The 16060-nt window shown below is 34.4% G+C and carries 14 protein-coding genes; 3 read left to right on the forward strand and 11 right to left on the reverse strand.

Annotation, left to right across the window (positions count from 1 at the left end):
* Positions 1-188 precede the first annotated feature (188 nt).
* From rocR to ACODS7_RS07035, 6 genes are all read right to left on the reverse strand, one after another.
* A complete protein-coding gene (gene rocR / locus ACODS7_RS07010; protein ID WP_080681755.1) occupies positions 189-1574 on the reverse strand; it encodes an arginine utilization transcriptional regulator RocR in 1386 nt (461 codons plus the stop codon).
* 163 nt (positions 1575-1737) lie between these two features.
* The gene (ablB, locus tag ACODS7_RS07015) at positions 1738-2637 is read right to left on the reverse strand and encodes a putative beta-lysine N-acetyltransferase (protein ID WP_029442232.1); all 900 of its coding nucleotides are present in this window, start codon (positions 2635-2637) and stop codon (positions 1738-1740) included.
* The gene (locus ACODS7_RS07020) at positions 2634-3902 is read right to left on the reverse strand and encodes a peptidase (RefSeq protein ID WP_016081750.1); all 1269 of its coding nucleotides are present in this window, start codon (positions 3900-3902) and stop codon (positions 2634-2636) included. Before ACODS7_RS07020 ends, ablB begins: the two co-directional genes overlap by 4 nt.
* A 15-nt stretch (positions 3903-3917) precedes the next feature.
* On the reverse strand, positions 3918-4580 hold the full coding sequence (locus tag ACODS7_RS07025; RefSeq protein ID WP_000525277.1) for a CoA transferase subunit B: 663 nt from the start codon (positions 4578-4580) through the stop codon (positions 3918-3920).
* Positions 4565-5263 (reverse strand): acetate CoA-transferase subunit alpha, encoded by a 699-nt coding sequence (gene atoD, locus ACODS7_RS07030; RefSeq protein ID WP_016081751.1) that lies wholly within the window; start codon positions 5261-5263, stop codon positions 4565-4567. Before atoD ends, ACODS7_RS07025 begins: the two co-directional genes overlap by 16 nt.
* A complete protein-coding gene (locus tag ACODS7_RS07035; RefSeq protein WP_243168112.1) occupies positions 5260-6570 on the reverse strand; it encodes an aspartate aminotransferase family protein in 1311 nt (436 codons plus the stop codon). The genes atoD and ACODS7_RS07035 overlap by 4 nt, the downstream gene beginning before the upstream one ends.
* Before the next feature lie 953 nt (positions 6571-7523).
* Here ACODS7_RS07035 and ACODS7_RS07040 point away from each other — a divergent pair.
* Positions 7524-8273: a DUF4397 domain-containing protein gene (locus tag ACODS7_RS07040; RefSeq protein WP_016081752.1), complete on the forward strand. Its 750-nt coding sequence runs from the start codon at positions 7524-7526 to the stop codon at positions 8271-8273.
* Positions 8274-8306: 33 nt separating this feature from the next.
* Here the strand turns inward: ACODS7_RS07040 and ACODS7_RS07045 are convergent, their stop codons facing one another.
* On the reverse strand, positions 8307-9440 hold the full coding sequence (locus ACODS7_RS07045) for a BA2291 family sporulation histidine kinase (RefSeq protein WP_080117203.1): 1134 nt from the start codon (positions 9438-9440) through the stop codon (positions 8307-8309).
* Positions 9441-9676: 236 nt separating this feature from the next.
* Here ACODS7_RS07045 and ACODS7_RS07050 point away from each other — a divergent pair, with 236 nt between their 5' ends.
* Positions 9677-10069: a YueI family protein gene (locus ACODS7_RS07050; protein ID WP_016081754.1), complete on the forward strand. Its 393-nt coding sequence runs from the start codon at positions 9677-9679 to the stop codon at positions 10067-10069.
* A gap of 115 nt (positions 10070-10184) precedes the next feature.
* Here ACODS7_RS07050 and ACODS7_RS07055 read toward each other — a convergent pair whose 3' ends face one another.
* Positions 10185-11609, reverse strand: coding sequence for an aldehyde dehydrogenase family protein (locus tag ACODS7_RS07055; protein ID WP_029442231.1), 1425 nt, complete (start codon positions 11607-11609; stop codon positions 10185-10187).
* A gap of 132 nt (positions 11610-11741) precedes the next feature.
* On the reverse strand, positions 11742-13097 hold the full coding sequence (locus ACODS7_RS07060; RefSeq protein ID WP_016081756.1) for a hemolysin family protein: 1356 nt from the start codon (positions 13095-13097) through the stop codon (positions 11742-11744).
* 354 nt (positions 13098-13451) lie between these two features.
* Between ACODS7_RS07060 and racA the strand changes: the two genes are divergently transcribed.
* Complete coding sequence (gene racA, locus ACODS7_RS07065; protein WP_000456013.1) at positions 13452-13994, forward strand: chromosome-anchoring protein RacA; 543 nt, start codon at positions 13452-13454, stop codon at positions 13992-13994.
* 96 nt (positions 13995-14090) lie between these two features.
* Here the strand turns inward: racA and ACODS7_RS07070 are convergent, their stop codons facing one another.
* Together ACODS7_RS07070 and ACODS7_RS07075 are read right to left on the reverse strand one after the other, a co-directional pair.
* Positions 14091-14687, reverse strand: a complete 597-nt coding sequence (locus ACODS7_RS07070; RefSeq protein ID WP_000487795.1) for a hypothetical protein — start codon at positions 14685-14687, stop codon at positions 14091-14093.
* Positions 14688-14963: 276 nt separating this feature from the next.
* On the reverse strand, positions 14964-16060 hold a 1097-nt coding region (locus ACODS7_RS07075), incomplete at its 5' end, for a hypothetical protein (RefSeq protein WP_488826311.1).

The following is a 16060-nucleotide window of genomic DNA, read 5'->3' on the forward strand; positions in this document are numbered from 1 at the left end:
CTCATCCTTTATATAAGCAATAGTTATGCCAACTTTACATTGTTGATAAGTAAATGTGCGGAGAACCCTATTACATAAGCGAAAAAATATTTTTAAGCGTTGTATGAAATCAATACTTAACATCATATTCATTACTTTTTATATATGTAAACGCTCTTTTATTCGTGCAAACACACAAAAACCGCCGATTATTCGGCGGTTTTGTCGTACTTGCTCAGTTTATATTGAAGCGTTTGACGAGGGATACCTAACATTTTTGCGGCTTGTAATATATTCCCTTCCGTTTCAATCAACGCTTGATCTATTAATTCTTTTTCTGTTTGATGAAGTGCTGCTCTAAGTGGCATTATACCCTTCTTCTTCGAAAAATTCTCTTTCCGAAATGTACGTGGTAAACAATTGGCTGTTAATGTATTCCCTTCTGCAATAATAACAGCATGTTCAATCGTATGTTTTAACTCTCGGACATTTCCAGGCCACTGATAAGCTTGCAGTCTATCTTTCGCTTCCTCATCAATTTGAAGTACACCTTTTTTATAACTTTTATTATATTCTTTCAAAAAATAAGATGCTAATAATAGTACATCCTCAGTTCTTTCACGAAGCGGTGGGATATATAATGAAAATACGTTTAAGCGATAATATAAATCAGTGCGAATTTTATTCTCTCGTAAACATATTTCTGGAGGCTGGTTCATTGCGGTAATAACACGAACATCTACTTTTCTCGTCTTATTATCACCAATTCTTCTAATGACTCCATCTTCTAACACTCGTAACATTTTTGCCTGCAAATCAAGAGGCATTGAATTCAGTTCATCTAAAAATAATGTACCACCATCAACAAGTTCAAATAGCCCAGCTCTTTCAATCGCTCCTGTATAGCTTCCTTTTGTCGTTCCAAACAATAAACTTTCTAATAGCGACTCTGGTAAAGCTGCACAGTTTTGTGCAATAAATGGCTTGTTTTTTCTTTTAGAAGCTTCATGAATTGCTTGTACGAACAGTTCTTTTCCTGTTCCTGTTTCACCATATATTAAAACATTTGCGTCTGTTGGTGCTACTTTTTGTGCTAACTCTTTCGTCTGTTTAAACCGCGTATCATTTGTCACTATCGTCTCAAATGCAGCATGTTTTTTAATCACTTTTTTTCTAGATGATCGCTTTATTTTCGACTGTAAGTCAACAATTGTGTCAGTAAGTTTTTGAATTGTAGAGTAATCCTTTGCAATTTCAACAGCCCCAGCAATATTCCCATCTATAAAAATAGGTAACGTCGTATTTACTGTACAAACATCTTCACCATTTAAATTTTGATAATGCTGTGCTTGATGTACGATAGGTTTTTTTGTATCTAGTACTTTCATCAATGTACTCGTTTCCCTTGATAAAGACGGGAACGCTTCTAACAGATGTTTCCCTAACACTTTTTCAATCTTCGATCCATCGTGTTTTGCAGCTACAGAATTATAAAATATTGTAATTCCATTCTCATCTACAGCGTGTATAGCCTCATCAATACTGCCCAAAATCGCTTCAATGACTTCTTGTGTCGAAACTGCTAGCAATGTCATCCCCCCTCTTGCCGAAAATCCAGCAATTACATGCCGAATTTTCGGCACACCTATGTGCGATTGTAAGCATGACGATTCCGTTCTATAATTTTGACCAATTTTATATTTTCATTAGATAACTCGAAACTCTAATTAGTACAGCTTTTCGAACACCCAGCTCCACCTAACTGTTTTGCTTTACAGCCGAATTTTGAGGCGGAAGTTTTACTGCTTTCGAATAGCTAGAAAGATCTTTCACCCATATATTCATATCTTCCAACTTATCGAAAATGTAGCAATTATTCGCCAGTCTTCCTGTATACGTATAACCTAATTGATGAAAGGCAGCATTCATTCCGAAAGAAAGCGATCGAGCAATTGTATAGGAGCAGAAAATAGATCTTTCTCGAAGCTCTTCCTCTAATTTAATTAGTAAACTTTTCATAAATCCATGTTTACGATATTCAGGTAAAGTAGCACAATTCGTTAATTCTGCATTCCCTTCTTTTATATTCATTTCTGCAGATGCTGTACTAATAATTTTCCCCTCATATTCATATACGTAGTAAATTGTATCTTCTTCTTTCATCGTCTGTAATACATAACTCGCTTCATTTAAAGGTGTCGGATACACTTCAAATACTTTTCCGAATACAGTTGCTAATTTTTCTGCATCTTCTTCATTCGCTTTTCTCAGCAAAAATTTCTCTGGAACTACTTTTTCTTTTATTTCTTTTCCTTTTACACCGCTTAATATAGTATCTTCCTCAGTCCAATGCATACTATTTCGTCTTTCATCATTATTATATTTCACAAAAAAGTATGCATCGTGTCCTTGAAAATAATGAGGTATCGTTGCTTCCAACAAAAAACCGAAAGAGAGCCATGTTGAAACATGCTCTCCCTTTCCTTTAATAATACATTTAGTGAAAGAATGCTTCTCTGCTAGTTCGTCAATTGTCTGTATAATACTTTCAACATTTCCTGTATAGTGATCTACCCGAATACGCTTATTAAAATAATCTAAAACGCCTTCTACTGTATAACAATTCGTCTGTTCTCTAAAAGATTCATAGTATTTCATTTTTTCACCTCACACCAATCTAGTAATGTACATGCAATAATTTTTGCGGCAGCTATCATTTTATCAACTTCTATATATTCGTTTGGATAGTGTGCTACTTTCGTCTCTCCTGGACCAAATACTATTGTTGGTACGTTTGCAATTTGTGTAAATAAACCTCCATCAGTCCCCCACGGAGATGCTTCAATAATTGGTTCGTTCCCTTCGATTTCAACAAAGTTGTGATGAAGTGTCGTAATGAGTTCATGATTCTCTTCTAATTCACCAGGAACCCATCTCGCTCCAAACCACTCTACTTCTACTGGATTTTCAACAAACCAATTGTCCACATCATTTAATTCAACAATCCAATTCTCAAACTCTTCTTTTGCCGCCTCTATAGTCTCATTCGGCGCAACACCGCATCTTCCTTCTAAAATTAATTCATCTGGAACAGAACTTGGCCAACTCCCTCCTTCAATTTTCCCAATGTTAATTGGAATTGGAATCGGAATCCCTTTAAATAACGGATCTGTAATTCGACTATTTCTTTTCTCCTCTAGCTTTCTTACATGTTCTATAACAAACATACTTTTTTCAATTGCACTAACCCCTTCATAACGCGTTCCACCGTGTGCAGCTTTCCCTTTTACACGTAAACGAAACCACATGGAACCTTGTTGTTTCGGGAAAAACTTCATATTAGTAGGCTCTGGAATAATGACACCATCTGCCTTATATCCTCGTAATATAGTTGCTAATGTCCCTGCTCCGCCACTTTCCTCTTCTATTACACTTTGAAAATAGATGTCTCCTTTTAATGCAATGCTAGATTCAATAATCGCTTCCATCGCAAGCATGAGTGCGACATTTCCGCCTTTCATATCCGTCGTTCCACGGCCATATATACGATTTCCTATTTTCTCACCGCTATAAGGATGATGTTCCCACTGATTGACATCCCCTTCTGGAACTACATCAATATGCCCATTTAATATCATAGATTTCCCGTCTCCACTTCCTTTTAAAGTAGCTACAATATTTGGGCTATCTGAAAAACTTGTACGGGGTGATACAAAATAAGGATGATCTTTCATTTTAGAAAAAGAAGGCTCCCATATATCGAGGTCCAAACCTAATTCACGTAATTTTTCAATCACAATCGCCTGCGCACCGCTTTCATCACCAGATACGCTCTTTTCTTGAATTAATCGTTTTAAAAATTTCACACTTTCTTCTTCATGTCTCTCAATATAATCACAAACTTGCTTTTTTAATTGCTCCATATATTACATCTCCCTTCATTCAATTACTAGTAAGTTAGAACTAATTTGAAAATCCGCTTCTGTATGTCGTTTTATATCTTCTACTGTGTATGGGCTCATTAATTCTTGTAATATAAGTCCACTCGGAGTTACCTCCATGACCGCCATATCAGTAATAATTAAATCTACACATTTCTTTGAAGTTAATGGCAATGTACACTCTGAAACAATTTTTGCATTTCCGTACTTATCAACATGATTCATCACAACAACGACCCGCTTCGCTTTTTGTGCTAAATCCATTGCTCCACCAATACCTGGAACACGTTTTCCAGGTACAATCCAGTTTGCTAAATCACCATTTTCACTTACTTGTAATGAACCAAGAATCGTTATATCTAGCAAACCTTTTCGAATCATCCCAAACGCTGTGCAACTATCGAAATAACTCGCTCCTGTTATAAGAGAAGTTGGTAAACCTGCTGCATTACACAAGTTTTCGTCTTCATTCCCTTTACTTGGCGTTGGTCCCATGCCGACGATTCCATTTTCCGCATGAAACATAACATTTATATCGTCAGGCAAATGATTTGGTACAAGCGATGGTATGCCAATACCTAAATTTACAATCATACCATTTTGTATTTCTTTCGCCGCACGCCTAGCAATCTTATCCCTCACTTCTACGCCCATACCCATTTCCAGTTCACTCCTTCCGACGGTACAATATAATTTACGAAAACACCTGGAACGACAATTTCCTCTGGATCTAAACTTCCTAGCGGGACTATTTCTTCTGCTTCTACAATTGTTATATCCCCAGCCATTGCTACGTGAGGATTCATATTTCGTGCACTTTTGTCAAATACAAGGTTACCAAACGGATCTGCCTTTTTCGCATATACAATTGAAACTTCAGCAGTTAATGCTGTTTCAACTAAATATGTCTTACCGTTCATTTCAACTGTTCGTTTTCCCTCTTCCACAATCGTATCAACACCAACATCAACTAAAATACCACCAAGACCAACACCACCTGCGCGAATGCGTTCCGCTAATGTTCCCTGCGGAGAAAACTCAATTTGTAATCTTCCCTCGTTTAGTTGCCTTCCTGCATTTGGGTTGGATCCAATGTGAGAAGTAATTAGTGATTTAACTCTTTCATTTGTAACAAGACGACCGATACCTACATCAGGAAATCCAGTGTCATTTCCAATCAAATTTAAATTTGTAACGCCTTTTTCTAAAATTGCCTGTATTAAAGATGGAGGGGATCCAATCCCTCCAAATCCCCCAAACATTAATGTCATATCATCATGGAACAAAGAAATTACTTCCTCAATTTCTTTTAATTTACCGAATGTATTTGTAATAGTTGTCATGCGATACTATGCCCTCCTTTTTGCATCATCTCTTCCACACTTTTAGAGAAAATTGAAAGTAATTCATCTAACTCGGAATATGTAGATGTCATTGGCGGTGCTACAAGCAGTGCACTATCTTCTTTTCCTGCTTGCCCTGAAACTGCTTGATATAAAAGCAGGCCATTTTTAGCTGCAACTGAAATAAGCTCCGACGCTTTTGTAAACGGTTGCAATTCTACTCCGATTAGCAACCCTTTTCCGCGCACATCAGCAATGATTGTCGATTGTTGCTGAACTTTCTGTAAGCCTTTTATTAAATACTCTCCCTTTTCTGCTGTTTTTTCAGGGAGATTATGTTTCTCCATATATTCAATAACAGCTAAAGCCGTTGCTGCAGACAATGGATTTGCACTTAACGTATGACCGCTCATTACTGAACGTGACCCACGTAATATTGGCTCCATAACACGATCACTTACAACTGTCGCTGCCATCGGTGTATATCCCGCTCCTAACCCTTTACCAAGTGTCATAATATCCGGTTCTACACCCCAATGCTCCATCGCAAACCATGCTCCAGTACGACCAAGCCCAGTCATTACTTCATCCGCAATAAATAAAATATCGTAATGGTCGCAAATATCTTTAATGACTTTATAATAGTCTTTCGGCGGAACAACCGCGCCTCCAGCTGCTCCGATAATCGGCTCAGCAATAAAAGCAGCAATATGCTCTGCACCAATTCTTTCAATTGATCTTTCTAGTTCAGTCGCACATGCCAGCTGACAAGTTGGATATACCTTTTGAACAGGACACCTGAAACAATATGGAGCTGGTATAGTCGGATAATCTTCCAAAATAGATACGAAACGTTGTCTACGTAGTGGGTGACCAGACATCGATAACGCACCCATCGTAATGCCGTGATAACTCATCCATCTTGATAATATTTTGTGTTTCCCTTGAATGCCTCGCTCTTGAAAATGCTGAATTGCAATTTTCATAGCTGTTTCATTTGCTTCCGTACCACTATTTACAAAGAAACTCCAGTTCAAATCTCCTACACTTAAATCACTTAACTTCTTCGCTAATTTTTCAGCTGGTTCACTCGTAAACTGTGATCTATAAACAAAAGCAATCTCCTCAGCTTGCTTTTTAATAACGTCTGCAATCTCCTTTACGCCATGCCCAATACCTGCCGTAATTGCTCCTGACGAACCATCAAAATATTTATTGCCATTTTGATCATACAAATAAACACCTTTTCCATGTGAAATCATTGGATACGGCTGACCAACAAGTGGTTTAATTAAGTAATCGCGCATAGCGCTCCCCCATTTCTCCAATTTGTATATATATATGAAGAAAATTGACGTTTCTTTCATAAAAAAGAATCCTCTGCAAAAGCAGTGAATTTATCAAAAAACTATTATAAAATATACAAATGAGTGCTTAAAAATATTTATAAAACAGAAAATTCAGAACTCAAAGCGAAGACCAACCCTTTTCTATACGCCCAAATAACCCTCCCTTTTATATGAAATGACTACATCACCAAATGGTTTTATAGCATAATGCCAGCTGCCCTTATATGCCGACATTCTGTACACTTCGACGGAACTCCGGTTAAACTCCTTCCTATTATCCTACTTTAAATTGCATATTTTAAAACAAATTTCGACACCCTGCCTTACTAATCAATTCAGATTCATATTTAATATGTAAACTTTTCATTTTTAAACTATAAAAAAAGAACCGATTAACCACACTAATCAGTTCGTCATGACGCTCTCTTATGGGTTAATACTGTCAATTGCTTAAATAAATAGAAAAATCAAGTTTACAAATTCATCCTACAGCCTATAAGACAAAACCTTTTCATAACTTCATTCACAATTACTATCGGGATATCCCTATCCCGAAGTGGCACCCCTTTCCTCAGATTCAAACTACCTTTCCTTTATAATTTATGTAGGACAATTATCACTTTGTATGTGTATTTGCCTATAATTTAAAAAAACTCTAGTTTTCTAGCGATTGTTGGACATGTATTCAATATGTTAATTGAAATGCACTGTCAATTTGGCATTTATATGTTTTTACTTTCGTGCAGTCATATGTACTGCTTTAATCTACGAAATACTCGTAAGTACCAGCACCTCTTTATGACGACATATTTGTTGTCAATTTTTAATTTTCCCTTTATAAAATTATTTTTTTCGCATAACCGCTTTCTTGCTTCGCATATAGTTTTAATGATGACAAAGGAGGAATGTTCATGTCTCAACCTGAAATCGAAAAATATGGACAAGAAGTTACGCAATACGAACAGCTCGCACGTTACTATCAGTTTCGTAATCCTAAAAAATATATAGAATTATATATGAAATATTGCGATGCACTATCGAAACTTGTACAGGCGTATGAAACAAGGGATTCACAAGAAGCTGCTTTACCGTCACATATAAGAATTTTTCATGCCGATCCAAATATACCGGCGGTTGACATTTTAGTAAACGGACAAAAGATTATTAAAAATATTTCATTTAAGCAATTCAGCCCTTATTTATCATTAGTACAAGGTAAATACCGTATAGATATTGTACCCGTCGGAAATGAAACTCCAATCTTTTCAGCATTGGTACCAATAATGGGAAATCATACTTATACTCTTGCTGCAATAAACAGTGATAATCACCTACAATTACAACCTATACTTGATAATACACATTTACCAGCTGGTCAAGCCAAAATACGCTTTGCACATTTCTCTCCAGATACCCCTGTTGTAAATGTAGATTTAAAAGATGGGGATCATTTATTTGAAAATGTACTCTTTAAACAAATAACAGATTTTTTGCAAGTTAGCCCCGGTACAGCAGATATTGAAATTTCACTCGCAGATAATAAAAACGTTTTATTGACTATACCGAAATTCAATGTTGAACCAAATGTTATTTATACAATTTCAATAGCAGGTTATTCAAATAAAGATCCTAAATTAGAAGCAGTTATACTTACAAATTAAAACAGTCTACACCATTCATTTGGTGTAGACTGTTTATTTTTGAAATGCAATTTGAAATTCTGTCCAATCGTTATCTGATCGACACATAATGGACCCATTATGTTTTTCCACAATTTGTTTACATACAAATAATCCAATACCTGTTCCTAACTTTTTAGTAGTTACAAATGGTTCAAAAATCGTTTCTACATTTTCAGCTGGAATCATTGGCCCATTATTTTTTATCACAATTCGAATAGCTTGATCTTCTTCAAATACATCAATGATAATTTTCCGTTCTTCTTTCATTGATTCAAGAGCATCAATTGAATTCATTAATATGTTTAAAAATACTTGTCTCACTTCACTTCGATAGCCAACAAGCGGAATTGGATACGGTAAATTCTTTTCAATCGAAACATTCGCATTGACCAAACTCGGATATAAGAATTGTATAATGTCTTGAAACAAGTCATTAAGCCAAAACCGTTCCGATTCATTCCACATTTCTTTTTTCGATACGAGTAAAAATTGCGAAATACGAAAATTTAATTGATCTAATTCATGCGAAATAATATCTAAATACGATAAACTCGGATGATCTGCCTTTAATAATTTGACAAATCCCATAATGGAAGTAAGCGGATTACGAAATTCATGTACAAAACTAGCTGACATTTGCCCTAAAATCGTCAGCCTTTCTTTATGTGTTTCGTTAATATATTGCTGTTTTTCCTCTAAATTCTTCGATATAATTTCCGAGTATTTTAAAACGGTATAATAAATTAATTTGTCAAAACAAGTATGTATTTTTGCCATAATTGGTTTCAATTCACGAGCACTAACATCTAATTCACACATCGCTTCGAAAAGTTCATTTCTTCCCACGTTTGCGTTATAGACAAAATCTCCAATATTCGCATCTGCTCCAGCACGTTCAATAGCAATTTTCTCGCATAACGGTTGAAGATAAGTTATATCTTTATCTTCCATAGTAAGTTCGATAATTAACTCTAGTAAATCCTCTCCATTTTGAACTACTTCTAGTTTAAATGGATCTTTTTCGGAAATTATCATTTTGTTTTTCCAGTTCTCTACGAATTGGTGCCTATTGTTTTTCAAGTGTGAACAAAATATTTCTTTAATATCCTTATCGATTGGAAAAACCTCCATTCCCTCCATTTCCATACGACGAATACCCTTTATATTTTGAATATTAACACAAAAAATACGATTCGTTAATAGATTTTTGTCACATTTTGTTAATTTCTGTTGATAAAATTAATTTTTTCTTTCTTATTTAACTAATTGTATTCACATACCCTTTTTCCTTCACATATTTTCATTATTTCCGTAGTCAAAATGACTTTTTTTGCATCATTTTTAATTCTTGCGTACAATAGAAAATGAAAGGTGTGAAAAATATGGTAAATAAAAATGTGGAAGATTATCTCCAAGAAGGCATTTACGGCCAAAAGCAAAACAAACCAGAAGAACGTAATATGTATTTAACTACATTACGTGAGCGTGTAGAAATCGCTTTAACAATCGGTCAAGTAATGCAAAGTAATGTATATTCTGAAGTGGCAAGTAGTATGCGCCCTTCTCAATCATTACAAATATTCCTAAATGGTGGCATTGCTTACTCACATTTATCAAAATACATTAAATTAGCAAATGAAAAAAATGTTCCCTTTACAATTGTACAAAATAAAGGAACAGAAACACCAATTGGTTTAGTACTATCTCATAGCACCGCTGTAGATAAAGAGCATATTTATGTAGAAGATACTATTTTTAAACAAGAAATGAAGTAAAAGGTACACTTAATTAAATAGTAACTAGAAACGTAAAAAACACTAAAAAAACGAGTATGGAATCGTAAACATTTTCCTACTCGTTTTTTAGTGCAATGTTTAAGTTCTATATGCTTTATTTTTTAATACATACTAATTTCATTTCTGTCATTTCTTCTATTGCATATTTAATTCCTTCGCGCCCCGTGCCACTTTCTTTTACACCACCATAAGGCATATGATCTACTCTGAACGTTGGAATATCATTAATCATGACACCACCAACCTCTAGCTCATCAATTGCACGCATTGCTTTAAATAAATTATTTGTAAATACTCCTGCCTGTAAGCCGTAACGCGAATTATTTACTTGCTCAATCGCTTCATCAAATTCTTTAAATGTATTTACTGTCATGAGTGGACCAAATACTTCTTGGCACTGCACAGATACATGATCTGGAACATTTGTTAATACAGTCGGTTCAAAAATTCTTGCATCCCGCTTCTTACCACCGCATAAAACAGTTGCTCCTTCCTTGATTGCTTCTTGAACCCACATATCAATTCGCTCTACATCTTTTTTTGAAATTAAAGCTGATACATCCGTTTCCTCAAGCAGTGGATCACCAACAACAACTGATTCCATCACTTTCTTTAGCTTCGAGAGAAATTCATGCATTTTCGTTTCATGTACAAAAACACGTTGTACGGAAATACAAACTTGCCCATTATTAACAAATGCTCCCCATTTTACACGTTCAATTATTTCATCTGTTAACTCTACATCTTCATCAATAATAACAGCAGCATTTGAGCCTAGTTCTAACGTAACTCGTTTTAGCCCAGCCTTTTGTTTTATTCCGATTCCAACTTTTGGACTTCCGGTAAAAGTAATAGAAGCAACGTAATCATTTTTGACGATTGCCTCACCAACCGTGGCGCCAGGGCCAGAAATGATATTTAAAGCTCCATTTGGCAATCCTGCCTCTTCAAATAACTCAACTAATGCATAAGATGATAATGGCGTTTGATCAGCTGGCTTTAATACAACTGTATTTCCGGCAGCAATTGCAGGTCCAACTTTATGCGCAACTAAATTTAATGGGAAATTAAATGGGGTAATAGCCCCTATAACCCCAATCGGCTTTCGGATTGTATATGCAATACGCCCATCCGCACCAGGTGCGGCGTCTAATGGCAATGTCTCACCATATATACGCTTCGCTTCTTCAGCTGCAAATTTGTACGTTTGAACAGTACGATCTACTTCTCCCCTTGCAGCACGTATTGGTTTTGCAGCTTCTTTTGCAATAATCTCTGCAAATTCTTCTCTTCTTTCATCCATTTTTTGTGCAACCTTCTCTAAAATAGTCGCTCGATCATATGCAGATAATTTATTCATTTTTGTCATTGCATTTTTTGCAGCAGTAACAGCCTCTTTTACATCTTCTTCCGTTCCTTGTGCAATTTCTGCTAATGTTTCTTCAGAATATGGTGCGTATAATGGTTTATACGTGTTTACAGATTTCCAATCTCCGTTTATATATAAATGCTTTTTCATACTTCTTCTCCTTCCAAATATATGTATACAACAATACTTCACCTAGTGAAAGGTCTGACTTATGTCATTGTATCATAGCCCCTATTCCTCAAAAAACATTATGCTCAAAAAAACTCTGCTATATAGCAGAGTTTACGAGCTAATTTGCTCTTGTAACGAAATTTGTTTTTCATCTTCTAAAATAACAATCGATTCTACTATCTTTGTAACTTCTAATCTTTTTATATAATGTCCATCTAATTCTTTCACACAAAACTTATAATTTTCAATTTCAATGAAATCCTCTTCAGCAATCTCTATATTCTTCGTTAAAATCCAACCACCGATTGTATCAACACCATCATCATCAATCCCTAAACCAAATAACGTATTCACTTCACTAACAAGTACTTTTCCCTCTAGTATCGTCTTCGTTTCACTAACTTGTTGAATTTCTGGCTGCTCATCCGTATCAAACTCATCCTGAATATCTCCAACAATTTCTTCCAAAATATCTTCAACAGTAACAAGTCCAGATGTCCCACCATATTCATCTATCAATATAGCAATATGTGTTCTTTCTTTTTGCATTTTTAAAAACAAATCATGAATTGGAATAGAATCGATAACTAAAATAATTGGTCTCATATATTGCTCTACTGTATTCTTATTAACAGCTTTATGTTGTACAAACTCAGTAAAAATATCTTTAAAATTCACAAAACCTATTACGTGGTCTTTGTCGCCATCAACAACTGGATACCTTGTATATTTTTCGCGAGACATTTTTTGCAAAGCTTCTTCAGCGGGCATTTCTTTACTTATAATATTCATTTCAGTTCGAGGTACCATTATTTCTTTTGCAATCCGATCATCAAATTCAAAAATTTTATTTACATATTTATATTCAGATTGATTAATCTCACCATTTTTATAACTTTCTGAAACTAACAACCGTAATTCTTCTTCTGAATGAACCTCATCATGCCCCTTCGGCGGTTTCAGCCCTAGCAGCTTCGTAATGATTCGAGCTGAACCATTTAATAGCCAAATGAATGGGAATGCAATACGATAAAAGAAAATTAACGGCTTAGAAACAAGCAAACTCACTTGTTCAGATTTTTGAATTGCAAATGTTTTTGGGGCCAATTCCCCTATTACAACATGTAAAAAAGTAATTAACAAAAATACTAAAGTTACAGCAAAAATGTCTGCTAGTTGAGTAGAGATATTCCAATTTGCAAAAAGCGTATCAAACATTTGCTTTAACGCAGGTTTACCAAACCACCCAATTCCTAAAGCTGTAACAGTAATTCCTAGCTGACAAGCAGATAAATATTCGTCTAAGTTTGTAATGACTGTTTTGACCGATGTTGCACGATTATTTCCTTCTGCAATTAAATAGTCAATTCGTGAACTTCTCACTTTAACAATTGCAAATTCTGCTGCAACGAAAAATGCCGTTAAGGCAATTAAAACAATCACTATACTTATACTATATATGTCCAAATACTTTTCCTTACTTACATTGTAAGCAAGGAAGCCACCTCCTACTTAATTTTATTCAAGTGAAGTAAGCATTCTAATACTCTAACAAAATTCTACATTAGCAACCACCTTTTTATATATTATATGCATACATAAAAAAGATATTTATCATTATGATAATCTAATTCATTTACACTAGTCAAATTATTCTAAATGTTACGATAAAATATTTTTATTTAAACAAACTATTCTTCTTAACTCAATTTCGTGAAAAAACACTTTCTTTGCCGATTCCACACTTCTTTTGTCGCACTAGAAGGGAACTTACTTCATAGCTCGAAATCATTCAACAGGATATATATAGGAGGGATTATTTTGGAATATAAAACACCATTTATCGCAAAAAAATTAGGTGTTAGCCCAAAGGCTGTTGTCCGGATCGCGCAACAATTAAATCTTACGATAGAAAAAAATAAATATGGTCACTTTATTTTCACACAAGATGATGTCGATCAAATGTTAGAACACCATCTATTTCAAATAGAGCAGTCTCAAAATCCTCAACCTACTCAAAAGACTTCCTCAAATGAGGTTGAAGAATTAAAAACTCAAGTCAATACAATTGTTCAAAACATATCATCGAATGATTTTGAACAATTAGCTGATCAATTAAACACTATTACGAGAAGACTCGATCGAATGGAAGAACAAATGCAAGATAAGGCAAATGATGTCGTCACGTACCAACTTTTACAACACCGTCGTGAAATGGAGGAAATGTTAGAGCGAATTCAAAAGTTAGAAGCTGCCCTAACGAAAGAAGAACCCATTTATATTACTCCTGATTCAAAACCAACCTACGAACGAGAAAAGAAACCTAAGCGCCGCAAAATGATTTTTAGTATATTTGGATTATAATTTTTAGACCCTTATTAAAATAATAAGGGTCTTTTTTAATGAAGAGTTATATCCTATAAAAATATTATTCTCTTTATTATACATATTCACTTCGTTTTATTTTGTTAACATAATATTTTTACTGTATTCTGCAATTAATGCCTGTGCATGAGCATTCCCTTGAATCACATCACGAAATTCTTTTAAAGAATATAAATGCGTAACCCCTTTTCGAGCATGAATTCTTACTGGTACACCTTGTAAAGTATCATGAAACTGAAATGGATTATCTATCGGTTCAATTGGAAAACCGAGTGTAAGTAAATACATATACATTCTTTTTGTTACTGCTGCAATGTACCATTCAGCTTTTGTTTCTAACGCATGTATAAATAAAATAGCTGTTAGCCTTTTAAAATGTCCTCTCCCACGAGACGTTTTCGAAATACTTAACTTGCCTATTTCATACACATTCTTCAAATCTTTTACTAAATCATTTTTAGAAAACGGATAGAAAAACTCAGAATTTGATTGTTCAGGTACCGTATACTTAATACATTCTACTGTACCAATAGGATGTTCATCTTCTATTAATAAAAATCGTGATGGATTTAAATTACGTTCTACGAACATTAAGTTTCTTTCTTCACAAAAATCTCCCCATAGTTGCTCGAACCCAAAATGTTCTTCCTTTGTTTGAACACGCTGGAACATATTTAACCGCCTTTCCCATCGTCGCTCTGTTTTTGATAACGCTTTCACTATCTATCATATAAGAACAAATCTTCGTATGCAACTAAAAATATTTATGACTTATTATATTCTGCAAAATGAATTAGATTCCAATTTAATCGACTTTTATCCCACGCTCACATTCCTTTTAATAACACATTTGTATCACTTTTCAAATCTAAATTACAATATGTTTCTTTCCATACAGCATATAATTCTTCTTAATCTAAAAAAATCCTTTATGAAAAAGGATTTCTTTTACTTCTCAATGCTTTTTAACCACTTTTCAAAAATTTGTACCATCCCATGTTTTCCAGCTAATTTCTCTTCCCCTTGTTTCGTCTTATATGGATATAACTGCAAGAAAACACCGCATCCAGACTCAATTTTTTTACTATGCATATGGCTTCCTGGATATACACAAATGACTTCATAAATTGACCTTCGATAATAGACTCGCTTTCCATCCTGTTCTTCTACATACTTTATAGACCAATACTTATACATTTGCTCAGTTGCTTTCGTATTTCCGACGTGCTGAAAAATATTGTACATTGGACTATACTTCACTTCAATAATAATAGAAGATTTATATACGTATTTCCCATCTTCTTTTACATAACAGTCTAAGCGAATATCTGGCTTCTTCGTATCCTCACCATTGTAAAAATTACTCCCTTTACTTAATGCAATAAGAGGATGTGTTTCAATTAAGTCATTAAATGCGACATGCACCTTTATATCATCTCGTTGTAAAACTACTGTCGTTCCATCTTGTAATCCATCTACATAAAAATGTTCTTGTATTTGTTCACGAATGGAATTTCTAGCCTCAAAACCAATTTGCTCTAAAATTGAAATAACGATAAAAAAAGCGTAATATTCATACACTAAAAACGTTGGCTTATTAACAAATAATAACGATGGAGATTGATCCGTATATTGCGGGAGTACTTCTAAATGATGTAGTAATTGTTGATGTGGTATCGGTAAATCATGTAAGTTCATGTTACTCGTTTCAGTAACTTCCCTCCAAAACGAGGAGTGCATTAATATTTGAAAGTATTGTACATTTTCATGAACAATATGCGCCAATATTTTATATTCTTGTATTTTCATTGAGCTCTTTCGTAAATCAGCTTCTTTTAGTAAATGTATATTTTTATATTTTTGCTTCTCTCTATCGGTTACTGATCCATTACGCTCAATTGTTTGTATAATCGTTTTTACGGCTTGAAATTCTTCTGATTTTTTCTTTTTCTCTCTTTCTAATATTTCAATTGTTTGACGTAAAAAACTTTTAGCTTCAATTAAATAATGATGAAATTGCATCGCTTTATATTTAAGAAATGCAT

The organism is Bacillus sp. FG16 (assembly GCF_057809515.1).

Excerpts from the sequence above, each read along its gene's own strand:
- rocR (WP_080681755.1), bottom strand. The coding sequence starts at position 1,574 with ATGACATTGCTAGCAGTTTCGACACAAGAAGTCATTGAAGCGATTTTG.
- ablB (WP_029442232.1), bottom strand. The coding sequence starts at position 2,637 with ATGAAATACTATGAATCTTTTAGAGAACAGACGAATTGTTATACAGTA.
- ACODS7_RS07020 (WP_016081750.1), bottom strand. The coding sequence starts at position 3,902 with ATGGAGCAATTAAAAAAGCAAGTTTGTGATTATATTGAGAGACATGAA.
- ACODS7_RS07025 (WP_000525277.1), bottom strand. The coding sequence starts at position 4,580 with ATGGGTATGGGCGTAGAAGTGAGGGATAAGATTGCTAGGCGTGCGGCG.
- atoD (WP_016081751.1), bottom strand. The coding sequence starts at position 5,263 with ATGACAACTATTACAAATACATTCGGTAAATTAAAAGAAATTGAGGAA.
- ACODS7_RS07035 (WP_243168112.1), bottom strand. The coding sequence starts at position 6,570 with ATGCGCGATTACTTAATTAAACCACTTGTTGGTCAGCCGTATCCAATG.
- ACODS7_RS07040 (WP_016081752.1), top strand. The coding sequence starts at position 7,524 with ATGTCTCAACCTGAAATCGAAAAATATGGACAAGAAGTTACGCAATAC.
- ACODS7_RS07045 (WP_080117203.1), bottom strand. The coding sequence starts at position 9,440 with ATGGAAATGGAGGGAATGGAGGTTTTTCCAATCGATAAGGATATTAAA.
- ACODS7_RS07050 (WP_016081754.1), top strand. The coding sequence starts at position 9,677 with ATGGTAAATAAAAATGTGGAAGATTATCTCCAAGAAGGCATTTACGGC.
- ACODS7_RS07055 (WP_029442231.1), bottom strand. The coding sequence starts at position 11,609 with ATGAAAAAGCATTTATATATAAACGGAGATTGGAAATCTGTAAACACG.
- ACODS7_RS07070 (WP_000487795.1), bottom strand. The coding sequence starts at position 14,687 with ATGTTCCAGCGTGTTCAAACAAAGGAAGAACATTTTGGGTTCGAGCAA.